A 13,851-nucleotide genomic window follows, 5' to 3' on the forward strand; every position below is an offset into this window, starting at 1 on the left:
CCGGGTCGTGGACGCTAGACGAGCAGGCTCTTCGTGAGTCGTTCCGTCGACATGGCGAGGAAGCCCTCACGTCGATCGCCCTCGAAGTGTGAGGCGATCACGATGAGTCGTTCGGCGACGCCGACGCAGGCGGCCCAGAACCAGGTGATCCGTTCGTCGTCGTCCACGAGCTCGACGCCGTCGCGGGCGGCGGCCCGACCGAGGAGCGCGTCGGCCCGGTTGCCGAGATCGAGGTAGGCCGCCGTCATGACCGGAGCGATCTCGCGGCCACTGCGGCCGCTGCTCGCCTCGACGAACTCCAGCTCGTAGCGCCCCAGCTTCGCGTAGAGGCCGACGACCCAGTCCAGCATCATGCGCACGGTCGCCGAGAGGTCGATGTCATCAGGGACGGCTTCGATCATGTCGAGGCCGGCACAGATCTCGCGGTGGAGGAGTTCGCCGAAGATCTCGTCCTTGCCGGAGAACCACTGGTAGACGGCGCCGGAGCTGACCCCGGCCCTCGAGGCGATCGCCCGGATCGAGAAGCCGTCCCAGCCGACCTGTTCGATGATCTCGGTCGCCGCGGCGAGGACGTCTCGTCGGCGCCCGTCGCGATCCCCCCGACTGGTCGGCCCGTTGTCGCCGTCGGTCATCGGCGCTCTCGATCGACCAGGCTGCGAACCGTGGCCGGCGACGGGGCGCGGAGGCCGGCGAGCAGGCACTCGGCGGTGGTGTCGAGGAAGTCGGTGCGGTCGACGCCCATCGCCTCGAAACGCGAGTCGACCATGTGGTCGCCGACGCCCTTGCCGACGGCCCACAACCACGACACCCGGGCCGCGTGGTTCTCGGGCGGGTGGCCGTCGCCGTAGATCGAGAGGAGTCGATCGGCGATCGACGCGCTCAGGCGGGCATGCGCGTTGGTCAGGTCGTCGGCGTAGGCCGGCGCCCGCCCCTTCAGGCCACGAACGAACTCGAAGCGGTGGCGACCGAGATCGACATGGTTCTTCGCGATGAGCATGACGAGGCGGTGCACGGTCTCACTGGGGCCGAGGTCGGCCGGCCAGCTCTCGACGGTGGCAGTGTCGGCCGTGAATCGGGCCGTTTGCAGTTGCGCCCAGATCTCGCCCTTGCCCGAGAACCACTGGTAGACGGCACCCCCGCTCACCCCCGCACGCGCGGCGATCTCGCGGATCGAGAAGTCGTCCCAGCCTCGCTCTTCGAGCACCGACGCCGCCGCGACGAGAACGTCGCGGCGGCGTTGCTCGCGATCACCGCGAGCCGTTTCCCCTATGGATGTCGTCATCCCGCCCATGGGTGCCCATAGTGGTGCGCTGATCACGCTGGAGGGTGGACTTCCATGGATTACCACACAGAGTGAGGTATCAGCCGCCCCTGGCGATAGTCAGGGCCGTATCGATGGATGCGTCGTCGATACCGCAGTCCTGAGCGGCGGCGACCACGGGCACCACCGCCTCGTCGGTGAACGTGAGCACCTGGAACTCGTTGAGCAGCTGATCCTCGGTGAAACGTTCGAGCAGCACCGTCGCCGCACACACCGCCGACTGCGGGTCGACCCCGACATCGGGATTGGTGAGCAGGTCGAAGAGTGCGCCGTCGATGAAGCCTCCCGGCCGGTCGGTACCGAACTGGGTGACGTCGATCTCCTCCTGCGGCGGCGGTTCGACGGTGGGGTCGATCGTGGTCGTCGTGGTGGTCGTCGTCGGGAGTGCGACCGCCGAATACTCGATCTCCGCCGCGTTGCCCTCCTCGGAGTCGGCGCTGAGGAACAGGGCGACACCGATGGCCAACACCGCGGCACCTGCCACGAGCAATCCGGGGCGCGGACGATCGGCCAGCACCACGGCGTACTCGTCGGCCTGTGCGGTCTGGTCGATCCCGAGCCAGTTCTTGTTGTCGGCCCAGACGAGCAACGGCGGCATCACGACGAGGGCGGACAGGAGGGCGACGGCGACGTTGAGCGTGACGATCATGCCGAAGTCGGACAGCAGCGGCAACGCCGAGAACACGAGCACCCCGAAGCCGCCGATCGTGGTGAGGGCCGAGGTGAAGAATGCCCGGCCGGTGCGTGCCGACGCCCGGTCGGTCGCCTCCTTCGGCGTGAGCCCACGCTGTCGCTCCTCGAGATAGCGCCCGAGGATCAGGATGCTGAACTCGGTGCACGACGCGATGACCAGTGGGCCGCTGACCGTCGTCAAAGGACTCAGGGTGAGACCCAGGACGGCGACGATCACCGAAGCCGCCCCGACCGCGAGGAGCACGGGCACCATCGCGAGGAGCGCTCGAGCCGCGCTGCGGAACCGGAGCAGGATCCACAAGCCGGCGGTGGCGAGCGCGAGATACGTGAGGATCGCCCGGTTGGCCGAGAGATTCTCGAGCAGGCCGACGCCGACGACGGCGAGACCGGCCGGCACCGCCCGAACCGGCTGCTGGCCCGAGTCGAGGTCGGTCCGGAGGATCGAGTCGGCGGGAAGGTCGAGCGCGTCGATACGGGCGGCGAGGTCTTCGTTGAGCGCGGCGACCAGGATGGCGTCGTCGGCCAGCGGCGCCGGTCCGAGCCGGAGGTTGAGCTGGGCGGCGGTGCCCTCGTCGTTGATCAGCACCCGACGGATGTCGTCCGGCATCACGTCGATCAGGGCGACCACGTCCTCGGCCCGCGGGGGAACCGGGTTGACGCTGTCGTCGTAGTTGATGATCTTCGACAGCGTCGAGACCATGCTCGAGCTGTTGCGGATCACAGTGCCGTCCTCGTTGGCTTCGATGAAGTCCCACACGAGGTCGATGACGGCCTGGTCGCGGACGTTGTTGGCCTCGATCAGGACACCGAGGGTGCTCTCGAACCCGGTCTCGTTCTCGAGCCGACGGATGTCGCGGACCGTGTCGGTGTCCTGGTTCACCCACCGCACCGGGTCGCTCTCGATCTCGAACTGGTCCTCGAGGGCGATGCCGGCCAGGAGCAGGCCGACCGACGCGATGATCAACGGGATCACGAACTTCTGGGGCAATCCGCCCAGCGCGACGATGCCCCGCTCGACCGGCGACAGCTCGGCCAGCGACTCGGTGCGGGCCCGGTACTCCCGGATGCCGAGCACCGCGGTCGGGACGAGGATGCCGACGATCAGGATGATCACGATGCCGATCGCGAGCATCACGCCGAAGTCGCGGATCATCGGGACGAGCGAGATCCGCATCACGAGGAACGCGGCGACGGCCGCGAACGTGGCGGCCACCAGGGGTGGGCCGAGGTTGGCCAAGGTCTCCTGTATGGGATTGCTGGCCCGGGCGAGGACGACCTCCTCCTCGACCCGGTTGTGGACCTGGATCGCGAAGTCGACGCCGAGCCCGATGAGGATCGGGAGGCCGGAGATGGTGACGAGCGAGAGATCGATCCCGATCAGGCCGAGCAGCGAGAAGGTCCACGCGACGGCGATCAGCACGGCGAGGAGGGGGAGGAGACGCCAGCGAACCCGGAAGGTGACGGCGAGGACGAGCGCCATGATCGCGACCGCGGCGGCGCCGAGCGTCAGCATGCCGCCCTGGAGATAGTCGTTGATGTCCTTCAGGAAGACCGGAGAACCGGTGGTGGTGACCTCGAACCCCTCGAGGTCGGCCGACGCCATGATCTCGAGGATCGCCTCGGTGCCCGAGGAGAGCGTGTCGAGGTCGGCGTTGCCTTCGAGGATCACGCCGCCCACGGCGGTGTACTTGTCGGGGTAGGTGCTCTCGAGCGATCGGCGGATCCGACGGTCCTCGAACGAAGGTGTCGTCGTGATCGCGCCACCGTCCACCTCGTAGCCGGTGTTGTCCCAGAGCAGGAGTTCGATCCAGTTCGGGTTGGCGAGGTCGGCCGGTCGGGCGGCGCTGAGTCGGGCGAGGGACACCGACGTGTCGATGCTGCGGCGAGCCGCCGACTCCTCGTCGTCGTCGACGCCGGTGGCTCGGGCGAGCGCCTGGGTCGCGACGCTCTCGTCGAGGATCGCCGACGAGAACTCCATCGACACGAGCGGTGTGACCACGGCATGGACCTCGGGGACGGCTCGCAGCGCGGCTTCGAGACGTGTGAGCTCGGCCCGGTTGGCGTCGCTCATGAGGTCGTCGATGGTCGCCTCGCCCTCCGACGAGAAGAGCAGGATCACGGCCTCGCCGCCGAACGTGTTCTGGAACTCGACGTTGTCGATCGAGGCCTGACTGTCGGTGTTGAGGTAGCTGTCCTGGCCCGTGGCGAACTCGATCCTCGTCGCGCCGATGGCGAGCACACCGGTGATCGCGAGGACCACCAGGCCCACCGCCCACCAGTACTTGCCCAGCCCGACCGCGATCGTTCGCCAGAACCGTTCCATCGATACCCCCCAAAGGCTCCGGGCCGCGATCCGGCCCGACACCCCAATGCTTGCACGGATGTGTCGCCTGTGCCTTGCTGCGGCAGGATGGAGACATGACTGACGCCACTCCTTCCACCGCCTACATCGTCGATGCAGTGCGGACCCCGACCGGCAAGCGCGGTGGTGCTCTGTCGCACCTCCACCCTGCGGATCTGGCCGCTGCGTCGATCACGGCGCTGATGGAACGCACCGGCGTCGACCCGAACGCCGTCGAAGACGTGGTGTTCGGCAACGTCGACTCGGTCGGTGGCCAGGCCGGCGACATCGCCCGCACGGCATGGCTGGTCGCCGGGTTGCCCGAGGCGATCCCCGGCACCACGGTCGACCGCCAATGCGGTTCGGGGCAGCAGGCGATCAGCTTCGCCGCCATGGGGGTGATGGCCGGCGTGCAGGACCTCGTCGTCGCCGGTGGCACCCAGCAGATGTCACAGATCCCCATCTCGTCGGCGATGACCCTCGCCGCCGACCTGGGCTTCGACGACCCGTTCTCGGGCTCGCCCGGCTGGGTCGAGCGCTACGGCTCGCAGGAGGTCTCGCAGTTCCGCGGCGCGGAGATGATCGCCGAGAAGTGGAACATCAGCCGCGACGAATGCGAGCGCTTCGCGTTCGAGAGCCACGAACGGGCGATTCGAGCGATCGACGAGGGCCGATTCGATCGCGAGATCGCGCCACTCGCCGGTCTCGCGATGGACGAGACCCCCCGTCGGGGCGGCTCGCTCGAGAAGATGCAGCAGCTCGCACCGCTCGTCGAGGGTGGCCGCCTGACCGCGGCGTGCGCCAGCCAGATCTGCGACGCGTCCTCTGCCCTGCTGATCGCGTCCGAGCAGGCGCTGAAGGATCACGACCTGACGCCGCGGGCCCGCATCCACCACATGAGCGTGCGCGGCGACGACCCGATCTTCATGCTCACCGGGCCGATCCCGGCCACGGCCTACGCACTCGAGAAGAGCGGCATGCGCATCGACGACATCGACCTCTTCGAATGCAACGAGGCGTTCGCCCCCGTGCCGCTCGCGTGGATGAAGGAGCACGACATCCCCCACGAGAAGGTCAACGTCAACGGCGGCGCCATCGCCCTCGGGCACCCCCTGGGAGCGACCGGGGCCAAGCTGATGACGACGCTGCTCCACGAGCTCGAGCGCACCGGCGGTCGCTACGGATTCCAGACGATGTGTGAAGGCGGCGGCCAGGCCAACGTCACCATCATCGAGCGGCTGTAGCGCATGGCTACCCCGCTGGCGAACGGCAGCGTCTCGCTGCGCCTGTATCCGCACGACGTCGACGCGGTCGAGCAGCTCTCGCTCATTCGCGCCCAGGCCGCCCGCGGCGCCGAGGTGGGGTACGACGGGGTGATGGTCAGCGAACACCACGCCGACTTCCCCGGCTATCTGCCCAACCCGGTGCAGCTGGCCGGCTTCCTGCTCGACTCCATGGCGACGGGGTGGGCCGCACCGTGCCCGCTGCTGTTGCCGATGAAGCCCTACGCCCTGGTGGCCGAAGACCTCGCCTGGCTCGACGCCGCGTACCCCGGCCGGGTCGGCGCCGGCTTCGCCGCCGGCGCACTGCCGGTCGACTTCGAGCTCGCAGAAGTGCCCTTCGACGAGATCGTCGAACGGTTCAAGGCGTCGCTTCCGAAGACCATCGCCGCGCTGCGCGGAGAGGACGACACGCCCCTCGCGGCCGACCGGGCCATCGCCCGGACCGCAACGGCGCCGATGCCGATGGTCGTCGCCGCGCAGAGCCCGGGGGCGGTGCGCCGCGCCGCCCGTCTCGGTGTCGGCATCCTCTACGACAGTCTCCAGACGGCCGAGGTCACCGCCCGGCTCAGCGACGCATTCCTCGAAGCCGGCGGCACGGGCGCGCGCATCGCGATCCGTCGCGTGTGGATCGGCGACCCGCCCAACGACGAGATGGCAGCCCAGATGGCGCACTATCGCAGCTACGCCCCCGAGTCGGCCATGAAGAACTGGGACGGCGACCAGCTCATCGCCGCGCCCACGCCGGCCGAAGCCGCCGAACGCCTCGCCGACTTCCTCGACGCGGCGAACTGCGACACCGTCAACGTGCGCATCCACGTGAAGGGACTCACTCCGGCGCAGGTCGACGAACAGCTCGCCCTCCACGGCGGCGAGTTCCTCGACACGCTGCGAGATCGACTCCTCAGCTCGAGGTCTCAGCAGCCGACATAGGTCGTATGGCTCACGCCCTCGATCCCGACGAGCGCTTCGCCGCGAAGGTCGCGGAGATCAACGAACGCGCGACGGCGGAGGCCGGTCGCAAGGCGATGTGGCGCACGCACCATCACCCCGATCAGTACGACCGTTGTGTGCTGGTGGGTGGCACTCGCTACTGCCGACGCTGCCTGACCCTGTACCCGGTGGCCGCGTTGTTCGCGGCGCTCACTCTGGCGGGATGGTCGCTGTGGCCGGCGTCGCTCGACCTCTGGTTCATCTGGTTGCCGTGCATTCCCGCGACGATCGACTTCGTCGCCGAGCAACTCCGGCTTGCCCGTTACTCGGCCCGGCGGCAGTTCCTGACCACATTGCTCGTTGCGCCCGCGTTGGGCCGGGGGATCGGCCACGAACTGCAGAATTCGTTCTCGTGGGAGTTGTGGGGTCCCGTGCTGTGCTTCTGCACGATCTGGTTCTTCGCTGCCATCGCCGGGTTCCGCATGCGGCATCCCTCGGGCACGAACTGAGCCGTTCGACCCTTGCCCGGCCAGATGGACCGGGCAAGCATTTCCCATGGCCTCCTACACCGCCACGATCAATGTCGACGCGTCGCCCGAGGCCGCGTTCACCTACCTCGCCGATCCCCTGAACCGGGCCGAATGGGACCCGTCGGTCCGTTCGGTGGTGGCCGCTCGTGACCACTTCGACGTGACGGTCGGGTTCTACGGCAAGGCGATCGAGGCGACGTACACGGTCGACGAGTTGGTCGAGCCGTCGCGGATCGTCTTCGAGATCGGCGGCAAGGTGAAGGGGCGCGACGTCATCGAGATCGTCGAACGCGACGGCGGATCGAGCGTGACGCTCGACCTCGACGTGTCCATGAAGGGTGCGGCACGACTGCTCGACCGTGGCCTGCAGGTGGCGTTCGCCGGGATCGGTGACAACATCGCGAGCGAGCTGAAGAAGCAGCTCGATCGGGTGGGGCCCCTAGACGAGGGCTGAATCGACCTTTGCCATCGCGTCGTCTTCCTCGACATCGAGGGCGAAGGCGAGCTCGGAGACCAGCACGTTGCGGGCCTTCGTGTAGAGCGACTTCTCGCCGGCCGACAGGCCCTTGGCCTGGTCGCGCAGGGCGAGGTTCCGGACCACCTCGGCGACCTGGTAGACGTCGCCCGACTTCAGCTTCTCCTGGTGGTTCTTAAAGCGGCGCGACCAGTTGGCCGGCTCACGCACATCTCGCTTGGCGAGCACCTCGAAGAGGTCTTCGACGTCTTCGGTGCTGATCGGCCAGCGCATGCCGACCTCCTCGGCCATGTCGACCGGCACCGCCAGGGTCATCTCGCCGTGGGCCATGCGCAGGACGAGATATTCCTTCTCCTCGCCGAAGGCGGTGCGCTTTTCCTTCCTCTCGATCACCGCGGCCCCGTGATGGGGATACACGACGCGGTCACCAGGCTTGTAGCTCAAAGGGAGTCCTTACCGAAGAGTCGGGAGAAGATCGACGAATCGCCTCCCCACAGGATGCCAGGTGGCGGCGGGTTCGCAAACGCGGCAGCGGTCACCTTTCCCCTACGATCTACCGCCATGACCCGAACGACGCAGGTGCGGCTGCTGTGGCTCGGGGCGTGGCTGATGATCGCGGCGTTCGTGGGCGGCGGCGGCGTCTACGTGGCCAACAGCTTCGTCGAGGATCCCGAGCCCATCGTCGTCGCCGTCGCCCCGGCGGTGATGACCACGGTGACCGCCACGCTCGTGGTCGACGCAGCACCCGAGCGTTCCGTCGATCCGTATCGCGGCTATGGCACCTGGGTCGACGTGTTCGACTTCGATCCGGCCTACAACCCACCGACGGTGACGTCCGCCGATGTCGCCGACATGGCGGATCTCGGGGTCGGCACGCTCTACCTGCAGGCGGCGCGCCTCGACGACCGCACGCCCGAAGGGCTGGTCGATCCGTGGCTGCTCGCCGACATGGTGCTCGCCGCCCATCGCTCGGAGATCGACGTCGTCGGCTGGTACCTACCCCGGTTCGAGGACAGCGACGAGGACCTCGACCGGCTCGCCGCGATGTCGGACTTCGAGGTTCTCGGCCACCGACTCGACGGCGTGGCCGTCGACATCGAGTGGATCGGTCCCGACCGCGACGGCGATCCGATCGACGACGAGACCCGGTCGGATCGTCTCGCCGCGCTCACCGCCGACATCGGCGCGCGGGTGGGCGACGATCCGCTCGGGGCGATCGTGCCGCCGCCGGTGCAGACCGAGGTGATCAACACCTCGTTCTGGCCCGGCTTTCCGTGGTCCGAGATCGCCGAGGTCTACGACGTGTGGTTGCCGATGAGCTACTGGTCGTTCCGCTCCGACGCCTCGGGTTACGGCGACGGGTACGCGTATCACGAGGAGTCGGTGCGTCGGCTGCGGGCCAACGTGGGCGACCCCGAGGCGTTGGTCCACGGGATCGGCGGGATCGGCGGGATCGATGGCGTCGACGACCCGCCGGACCCACCGGAGCCGTTGGCGACCGTCGACGAGATCGAGCGGTTCGTGGCGGCGTTGGCCGACACCGCGTCGATCGGTGGGTCGATCTACGACTGGAACACGCTCGAACCGGCCGTGCGGGTTCGTCTCGCCGAGCTGTTCGCCCCCTGAGTCCCGAACCGAGTGTCACACCCCGTTCCTAGGGTGCCCCGTAGGATCACTCGGGAAGTTCGGGAGACAGTCGGTGTCGGAGCAAGCAGCAGCAACACGCAAGTCGACGGCCACCACGGCCTTCGGCGTCGGCAAGCGGGAGAGTCACGACTCCTCGTCGTTCTACGAGCGGTTCACGCCGCCCGAGATCAGCACCGACGACACGGTCAATCCGATCCCGGCGTCCCTGGCGGCGATCCACAATCGCGACAGCCGCGAGATCGCGTCGGTGCTGCCTGCGAACAGTGTCGCCCTCGTCGCCACCTCGCCCCCGTACTTCGTGGGCAAGGAGTACGAGCTCGCGGTGACCGGTGATCCCGACACGCGTGGCTCCGTGCCGACCGTGCCCACCTCGTACTTCGACTATCTGCAGATGTTGCGCGACGTGTTCGCCTCGTGCGTCGAGGTGCTGGAGCCGGGCGGCCGCATCGCCGTCAACGTCGCCAACCTGGGTCGCAAGCCGTATCGCAGCCTGAGCGCCGATGTGATCTCGATCCTGCAGGACGACCTCGGTCTGCTGCTGCGGGGCGAGATCATCTGGCAGAAGGCCGAAGGTGCCACCGGCTCGGTGGCGTGGGGTTCCTATCGCAAGGCGACCAACCCGGTGCTGCGAGATCTCACCGAACGGGTGATCGTGGCGAGCAAGGGCCGATTCGACCGGGCCCAGTCGAAGGACCGGCGCAGCACGATGTCGGCCGACGACTTCATGGAGGCGACGCTCGACGTCTGGAAGATCAGTCCCGAGTCGGCCAAGCGGGTGCGTCACCCGGCGCCGTTCCCGGTCGAGCTGCCTCGGCGGCTGATCGACCTCTACACCTACGAGGGCGACGCCGTCCTCGATCCGTTCCTGGGCTCGGGCTCGACCCTGGTGGCGGCCGAGCGCACCGGGCGGCGGGGGTTCGGCTTCGATCTCGATCCCGAGTACTGCGAGATCGCTGCGGAGCGAGTCGAGGCCGAGCGGACCCGTCCGCATCTGCGCACCGTCGAGGTCGAGGCCGAGGATCCGCTGTTCGAACTCCCCGACGACGATGCCGACCGTCAGGAGTTCTTCCAGGCCCGGGCCACCAGCGAAGGCAAGAAGGCGGCCGACATCGCCGAGCGGGTGCTCACCGAGGCGGGCTTCGAGATCGTGAAGACGCCGGTGAAGGTGCCGAAGGTCGGGGTGCAGTTCAACTTTCTCGTGGCCGATGCCGAGGGTGGGCAGTTCTATGTCGACGTGTCGGGCGCCTTCACCACGGTGCGTCCCGGTCTGATGCGCACCGACACCCTGTGGAAGACGCTCGGGCGGATCCACGTGCTGCGGGCCACCGACGAACCGCAGGATCCGAGCCGTGTGCTCGTGCTCACCTCGAACCTGCCGAAGGCCAACAGTGAGGGCGACAAGGCGCTGCGCGCCGTCGGTCCCGACCAGGTCTTCGATGCGGTCGAGATGTTCGACAAGGCGGGTGTCGCTCGCCTGCGGGCCTACGCCGAGGGTGGTGCGGTCCTGCCGATCCCCGGCTACTGGACCGAGAGCGACATCGAGAAGATCTGATGTCGTCGGTCGCCTACGCGGTCGTGCACACCGAACCTCCCTCGATCTTTCTCGCCGACGACATCGAGCTCCTGCATCGGGTGCTCGCCCTCGAGGTGGTGGCCCGGACCGACCCGGCCCTGCTCGGTCCGGCGGCCGACGGGATCCGGGAGGCATTGCTCGAGGAGCGTTGGGGCGACGCGACGGTGGCGTGGATACGGGGCACCGGGACGGGGATCGACGTCTACGACGGCAAGAGTGTCTATTCCGACGACGACCTGCCGGCCGACATGATCGGCGCGCAACTCCAGTTCACCCGGCTCTTCGCCGAAGGCGGCTCCACCCTCGATGGCTGACACCCGCACCGAGATCACCGAGATCGTCACCGGTCTGGGCCTCTTCGGTTTCCGCGACATCGACCGTGCGCTGGCCGCACGGCCTCGCTTCATCCTCAATGTCGACGACGGCGTCTACGACCGTCTCGACCGTGCCTTCGCCAGCGGCGACCACGACCGGGCTTTTCGCACGGCCTACGACAACGGCGCCGTGTTCGCACGAGCCGACGACGGGCTTCGTGGGCGGCCGCCCTGGCAGGTCGAGTGGAAGGGGCCGCACCGGCCACCGGCCTACGAACAGATCCCGGCCGATCTGCGCGTCGACCACGTCTATCTCGTCAGCTGCAAGTACGGGTCCAACATCCTCCACAACGCATCGCCGTGGCACGTCTTCGACCGGGCGCTGAGCGAGCGCTCGAAACAGTCCGGCGACTGGTTCGCATCGGTTGCTCCCGAGTCGTTCCAGGACTTCTATGCCGAGGTGCGGACCCATGTCGGCGACCCGTCGCTCCCCGAACGGGTCGCCGAGCTCGGCCCGGATCATCGTCAACGGCTCAAGGGAGCGCTGAAGGGTCACTGGCCGGCCGCGTTGCGCACCGACTGGCAGCTGGTCGCCTTCGAGATCGCCCGGGCCAGCGCAGCCCGACTCCTTGCGGTCGCCCCGGGGCGCCGAGAGCGTGAGGAGTTCCTGTGGCGGCTCCTGCGACTGCAGGCCGCGCCCTACTTCGTGCTCGGTGCCGGGCTCGACGACGAACCGCTGCGCTATCGCGTCGCAACGCCGTGGGATTTCCGCAATCGCTTCGATCTGCGCAGCTTCGACATGTGGGGTGAGCACGCCGGTCAGCCGACCGTGCGATGGCGGGCCGATCTCGCCGATCGGGTGGCCGGCGACCGCGTGATCGAGGGACATGTCGAGGTGCGGTGGAGCCACGGCAAGTTCGCCGGAGTGCCCGAAGCGAAGATCTATCTCGATACGCCGCATCACGACGTCGCCGGTTACGTGCCGCTCGACACCTGATCGATCCCCGCCTCCCAGTGGGCGCGGCGGGCGACGAGGGCGCGAGCGAGGCGGGCATCGCTCGCGACATAGGCGCGTTGCTCCTCGACGGACAGCTCGTGGATCCGCTCGCGGTCGACCTCGATCACCGGCAGGCCCACCATGCGGGCCAACGGCTTGAGCCCGCACGAGAAGTGCAGCGACGCGCCCACGTCGGCGCGGAAGAGTTGGTAGCCGTCGAGATGGCGGTGATGGTGCCAGCGGGCGCGGTGGGAACCGGCCAGGCCGGGTTGCAGCTCGAGACCGAGCCGCAGACCGAGCAGGTCGGCCCGGTGGTGCAGGAAGGGCAGATCGAAGCCGCCGCCGTTCCAGGTGACGAGAACGCCGGCGGGAAGCTCGGCGAGAGCCCGATCGAGTTCGGTGATGATCGTCGGCTCGGGTCCGTCGAGCACGATCTCGATCCCATCGCCGCTCAGCGCGATGGCGACGACGGCGGCGACCGACGGGTCGAGGCCGTCGACCGTGGTGTCGGTCTCGATGTCGAGGCCGTAGGTGAGGGGCGTGGGAGGTCCGATGAGGTCACCTTACGGTTCGGCTGTGACACGCTCAGCCGTCGGTTGTATCGACGACCTCGACGACGAACAGGGTCGGCCACAGCTTGCCACCGAGCAGGAGGGTGCCGTCGTCGAGGTCGGCGATGCCGTTGAGCACGGCCTGATCGTCGTCGGGCTCTACCTCCGCCGCGAGCGCGCTCGCGTCGATGGTTGCCACGACCGCTCCCGTACCGGGTTCGATCACCAGGATCTCGTCGGACTTCCAGACGTTGGCGACGACATGATCGCCGATGCACTCGAGCTCGTTGAGGTCGTCGACCGGTGTGCCGTCTTGTCGGACGGTGACGGTTTCGAGCGATGCGAACGTGTCCGGGTCCCGCCGTGTGAGTTGGGCCGTGCCGTTCGACATCCAGAGCCCGGCATCGGCGGCGCAGATCCCCCATCCCTCGCCGTCGTAGGTGAACTCGCCGGTCGGTTCGAGCGATGCCGTGTCGTAGCGCAGGGCCCGTCCGGCTTCCCAGGTCAGCTGGATGATCTCGTCACCCGAAACGGTCAGACCCTCCCCGAACAGGGCAGGGTCGAGCGCGACCTGTTCGATGACCGTGCCCGCGTCGGGGTCGACCAGACGAAGCGACGATTCGCCGCGGCGGCCGGTGCTCTCCAGGAGACCGCGGTCGAGGAGCTCCAGGCCCTGGGTGAAGGCGGTCGGATCGTGGGGGAGTCGCTCGACGACGCGGATCGTCCACCGCTGGTGCGTCGAATCGAGCTCGGTCGGCCACGGCGATCGGGAGTCCGAAGGCGGGGTGGGCGGGGCGCCGGCAGTCGGCTCGGCGGTCGCAGTCGTGGGTGTGTCCTCGGCAATCGGGATGTCGTCGCCACAGGCCGACGCCGTGACGGCCAGCCCGATCACGAAGAGGACGGCCGCACGCATCGGACCATGTTCGCAGGTGACCGACCACGAAGGGTGGCGGCGCTGAAGTCTCGTCCGTCCGGGTCGATGGATGGAGGTGAACGAATCGCTCGAAGCGCCATCACCCCCTGGATCGCTCCGTTCGCTGCGCGTTGCCGCGGCGATCGGTGCGTTGGCGGCGTTCGTCGTGGTCGGCGTCGGGTTCAGCTTCGGTCTGGTCTACGGCATCGTCGCGCTCATCGCCTTGCCGGCGATCCCGCTGCTGTTCGTCCTCGGTTTCGAGGCGCTGCGCCGCTCGTCCTGA

Annotated in this window: 15 protein-coding genes; 9 read left to right on the plus strand and 6 right to left on the minus strand. The window is 68.3% G+C overall.

Annotation, left to right across the window (positions count from 1 at the left end):
* Positions 1-14 precede the first annotated feature (14 nt).
* From R2707_00180 to R2707_00190, 3 genes are all read right to left on the minus strand, one after another.
* The gene (locus R2707_00180) at positions 15-632 is read right to left on the minus strand and encodes a helix-turn-helix domain-containing protein (protein MEZ5243483.1); all 618 of its coding nucleotides are present in this window, start codon (positions 630-632) and stop codon (positions 15-17) included.
* Positions 629-1,282, minus strand: coding sequence for a TetR/AcrR family transcriptional regulator (locus R2707_00185; protein MEZ5243484.1), 654 nt, complete (start codon positions 1,280-1,282; stop codon positions 629-631). The genes R2707_00180 and R2707_00185 overlap by 4 nt, the downstream gene beginning before the upstream one ends.
* Before the next feature lie 79 nt (positions 1,283-1,361).
* Entirely contained in the window at positions 1,362-4,337 is a 2,976-nt protein-coding gene (locus tag R2707_00190) for an MMPL family transporter (protein MEZ5243485.1), read from the minus strand.
* Positions 4,338-4,432: 95 nt separating this feature from the next.
* Here R2707_00190 and R2707_00195 point away from each other — a divergent pair, with 95 nt between their 5' ends.
* Genes R2707_00195 through R2707_00210 form a run of 4 tightly spaced genes read left to right on the plus strand, consistent with a single transcriptional unit; the run spans position 4,433 to position 7,552 of the window.
* A complete protein-coding gene (locus R2707_00195; GenBank protein MEZ5243486.1) occupies positions 4,433-5,599 on the plus strand; it encodes an acetyl-CoA C-acetyltransferase in 1,167 nt (388 codons plus the stop codon).
* A 3-nt stretch (positions 5,600-5,602) separates the two neighbouring features.
* A complete protein-coding gene (locus R2707_00200) occupies positions 5,603-6,568 on the plus strand; it encodes an LLM class flavin-dependent oxidoreductase (protein ID MEZ5243487.1) in 966 nt (321 codons plus the stop codon).
* A 5-nt stretch (positions 6,569-6,573) separates the two neighbouring features.
* Complete coding sequence (locus tag R2707_00205) at positions 6,574-7,077, plus strand: hypothetical protein (protein ID MEZ5243488.1); 504 nt, start codon at positions 6,574-6,576, stop codon at positions 7,075-7,077.
* 46 nt (positions 7,078-7,123) lie between these two features.
* Positions 7,124-7,552, plus strand: a complete 429-nt coding sequence (locus R2707_00210; GenBank protein MEZ5243489.1) for an SRPBCC family protein — start codon at positions 7,124-7,126, stop codon at positions 7,550-7,552.
* Here the strand turns inward: R2707_00210 and R2707_00215 are convergent.
* Positions 7,538-8,017, minus strand: coding sequence for a CarD family transcriptional regulator (locus R2707_00215; GenBank protein MEZ5243490.1), 480 nt, complete (start codon positions 8,015-8,017; stop codon positions 7,538-7,540). The two genes, R2707_00210 and R2707_00215, sit on opposite strands and share 15 nt — an antisense overlap.
* 117 nt (positions 8,018-8,134) lie before the next feature.
* Between R2707_00215 and R2707_00220 the strand changes: the two genes are divergently transcribed.
* The 4 genes from R2707_00220 to R2707_00235 all read left to right on the plus strand — a co-directional run bounded on the left by R2707_00220 (position 8,135) and on the right by R2707_00235 (position 12,104).
* Positions 8,135-9,199, plus strand: coding sequence for a hypothetical protein (locus tag R2707_00220; protein ID MEZ5243491.1), 1,065 nt, complete (start codon positions 8,135-8,137; stop codon positions 9,197-9,199).
* Positions 9,200-9,272: 73 nt separating this feature from the next.
* Entirely contained in the window at positions 9,273-10,772 is a 1,500-nt protein-coding gene (locus R2707_00225) for a site-specific DNA-methyltransferase (GenBank protein MEZ5243492.1), read from the plus strand.
* Positions 10,772-11,107 carry a hypothetical protein gene (locus tag R2707_00230; GenBank protein ID MEZ5243493.1) on the plus strand — a complete coding sequence of 112 codons (336 nt, stop codon included), beginning with the start codon at positions 10,772-10,774 and terminating at the stop codon, positions 11,105-11,107. The genes R2707_00225 and R2707_00230 overlap by 1 nt, the downstream gene beginning before the upstream one ends.
* Positions 11,100-12,104: a hypothetical protein gene (locus R2707_00235; GenBank protein MEZ5243494.1), complete on the plus strand. Its 1,005-nt coding sequence runs from the start codon at positions 11,100-11,102 to the stop codon at positions 12,102-12,104. Before R2707_00230 ends, R2707_00235 begins: the two co-directional genes overlap by 8 nt.
* Here R2707_00235 and R2707_00240 read toward each other — a convergent pair.
* Both R2707_00240 and R2707_00245 read right to left on the minus strand, forming a co-directional pair.
* Positions 12,083-12,658, minus strand: coding sequence for a ribonuclease H-like domain-containing protein (locus R2707_00240; protein MEZ5243495.1), 576 nt, complete (start codon positions 12,656-12,658; stop codon positions 12,083-12,085). The two genes, R2707_00235 and R2707_00240, sit on opposite strands and share 22 nt — an antisense overlap.
* A 31-nt stretch (positions 12,659-12,689) precedes the next feature.
* A complete protein-coding gene (locus R2707_00245) occupies positions 12,690-13,568 on the minus strand; it encodes a glutaminyl-peptide cyclotransferase (GenBank protein ID MEZ5243496.1) in 879 nt (292 codons plus the stop codon).
* Positions 13,569-13,638: 70 nt separating this feature from the next.
* Between R2707_00245 and R2707_00250 the strand changes: the two genes are divergently transcribed.
* The gene (locus R2707_00250; GenBank protein ID MEZ5243497.1) at positions 13,639-13,851 is read left to right on the plus strand and encodes a hypothetical protein; all 213 of its coding nucleotides are present in this window, start codon (positions 13,639-13,641) and stop codon (positions 13,849-13,851) included.

The sequence above is a fragment of the Acidimicrobiales bacterium genome, from assembly GCA_041394245.1.
In the GTDB taxonomy this organism is placed as follows: Bacteria; Actinomycetota; Acidimicrobiia; order Acidimicrobiales; family Aldehydirespiratoraceae; genus JAJRXC01.

Excerpts from the sequence above, each read along its gene's own strand:
- R2707_00180 (MEZ5243483.1), bottom strand. The coding sequence starts at position 632 with ATGACCGACGGCGACAACGGGCCGACCAGTCGGGGGGATCGCGACGGG.
- R2707_00185 (MEZ5243484.1), bottom strand. The coding sequence starts at position 1,282 with ATGACGACATCCATAGGGGAAACGGCTCGCGGTGATCGCGAGCAACGC.
- R2707_00190 (MEZ5243485.1), bottom strand. The coding sequence starts at position 4,337 with ATGGAACGGTTCTGGCGAACGATCGCGGTCGGGCTGGGCAAGTACTGG.
- R2707_00195 (MEZ5243486.1), top strand. The coding sequence starts at position 4,433 with ATGACTGACGCCACTCCTTCCACCGCCTACATCGTCGATGCAGTGCGG.
- R2707_00200 (MEZ5243487.1), top strand. The coding sequence starts at position 5,603 with ATGGCTACCCCGCTGGCGAACGGCAGCGTCTCGCTGCGCCTGTATCCG.
- R2707_00205 (MEZ5243488.1), top strand. The coding sequence starts at position 6,574 with ATGGCTCACGCCCTCGATCCCGACGAGCGCTTCGCCGCGAAGGTCGCG.
- R2707_00210 (MEZ5243489.1), top strand. The coding sequence starts at position 7,124 with ATGGCCTCCTACACCGCCACGATCAATGTCGACGCGTCGCCCGAGGCC.
- R2707_00220 (MEZ5243491.1), top strand. The coding sequence starts at position 8,135 with ATGACCCGAACGACGCAGGTGCGGCTGCTGTGGCTCGGGGCGTGGCTG.
- R2707_00230 (MEZ5243493.1), top strand. The coding sequence starts at position 10,772 with ATGTCGTCGGTCGCCTACGCGGTCGTGCACACCGAACCTCCCTCGATC.
- R2707_00235 (MEZ5243494.1), top strand. The coding sequence starts at position 11,100 with ATGGCTGACACCCGCACCGAGATCACCGAGATCGTCACCGGTCTGGGC.
- R2707_00245 (MEZ5243496.1), bottom strand. The coding sequence starts at position 13,568 with ATGCGTGCGGCCGTCCTCTTCGTGATCGGGCTGGCCGTCACGGCGTCG.
- R2707_00250 (MEZ5243497.1), top strand. The coding sequence starts at position 13,639 with ATGGAGGTGAACGAATCGCTCGAAGCGCCATCACCCCCTGGATCGCTC.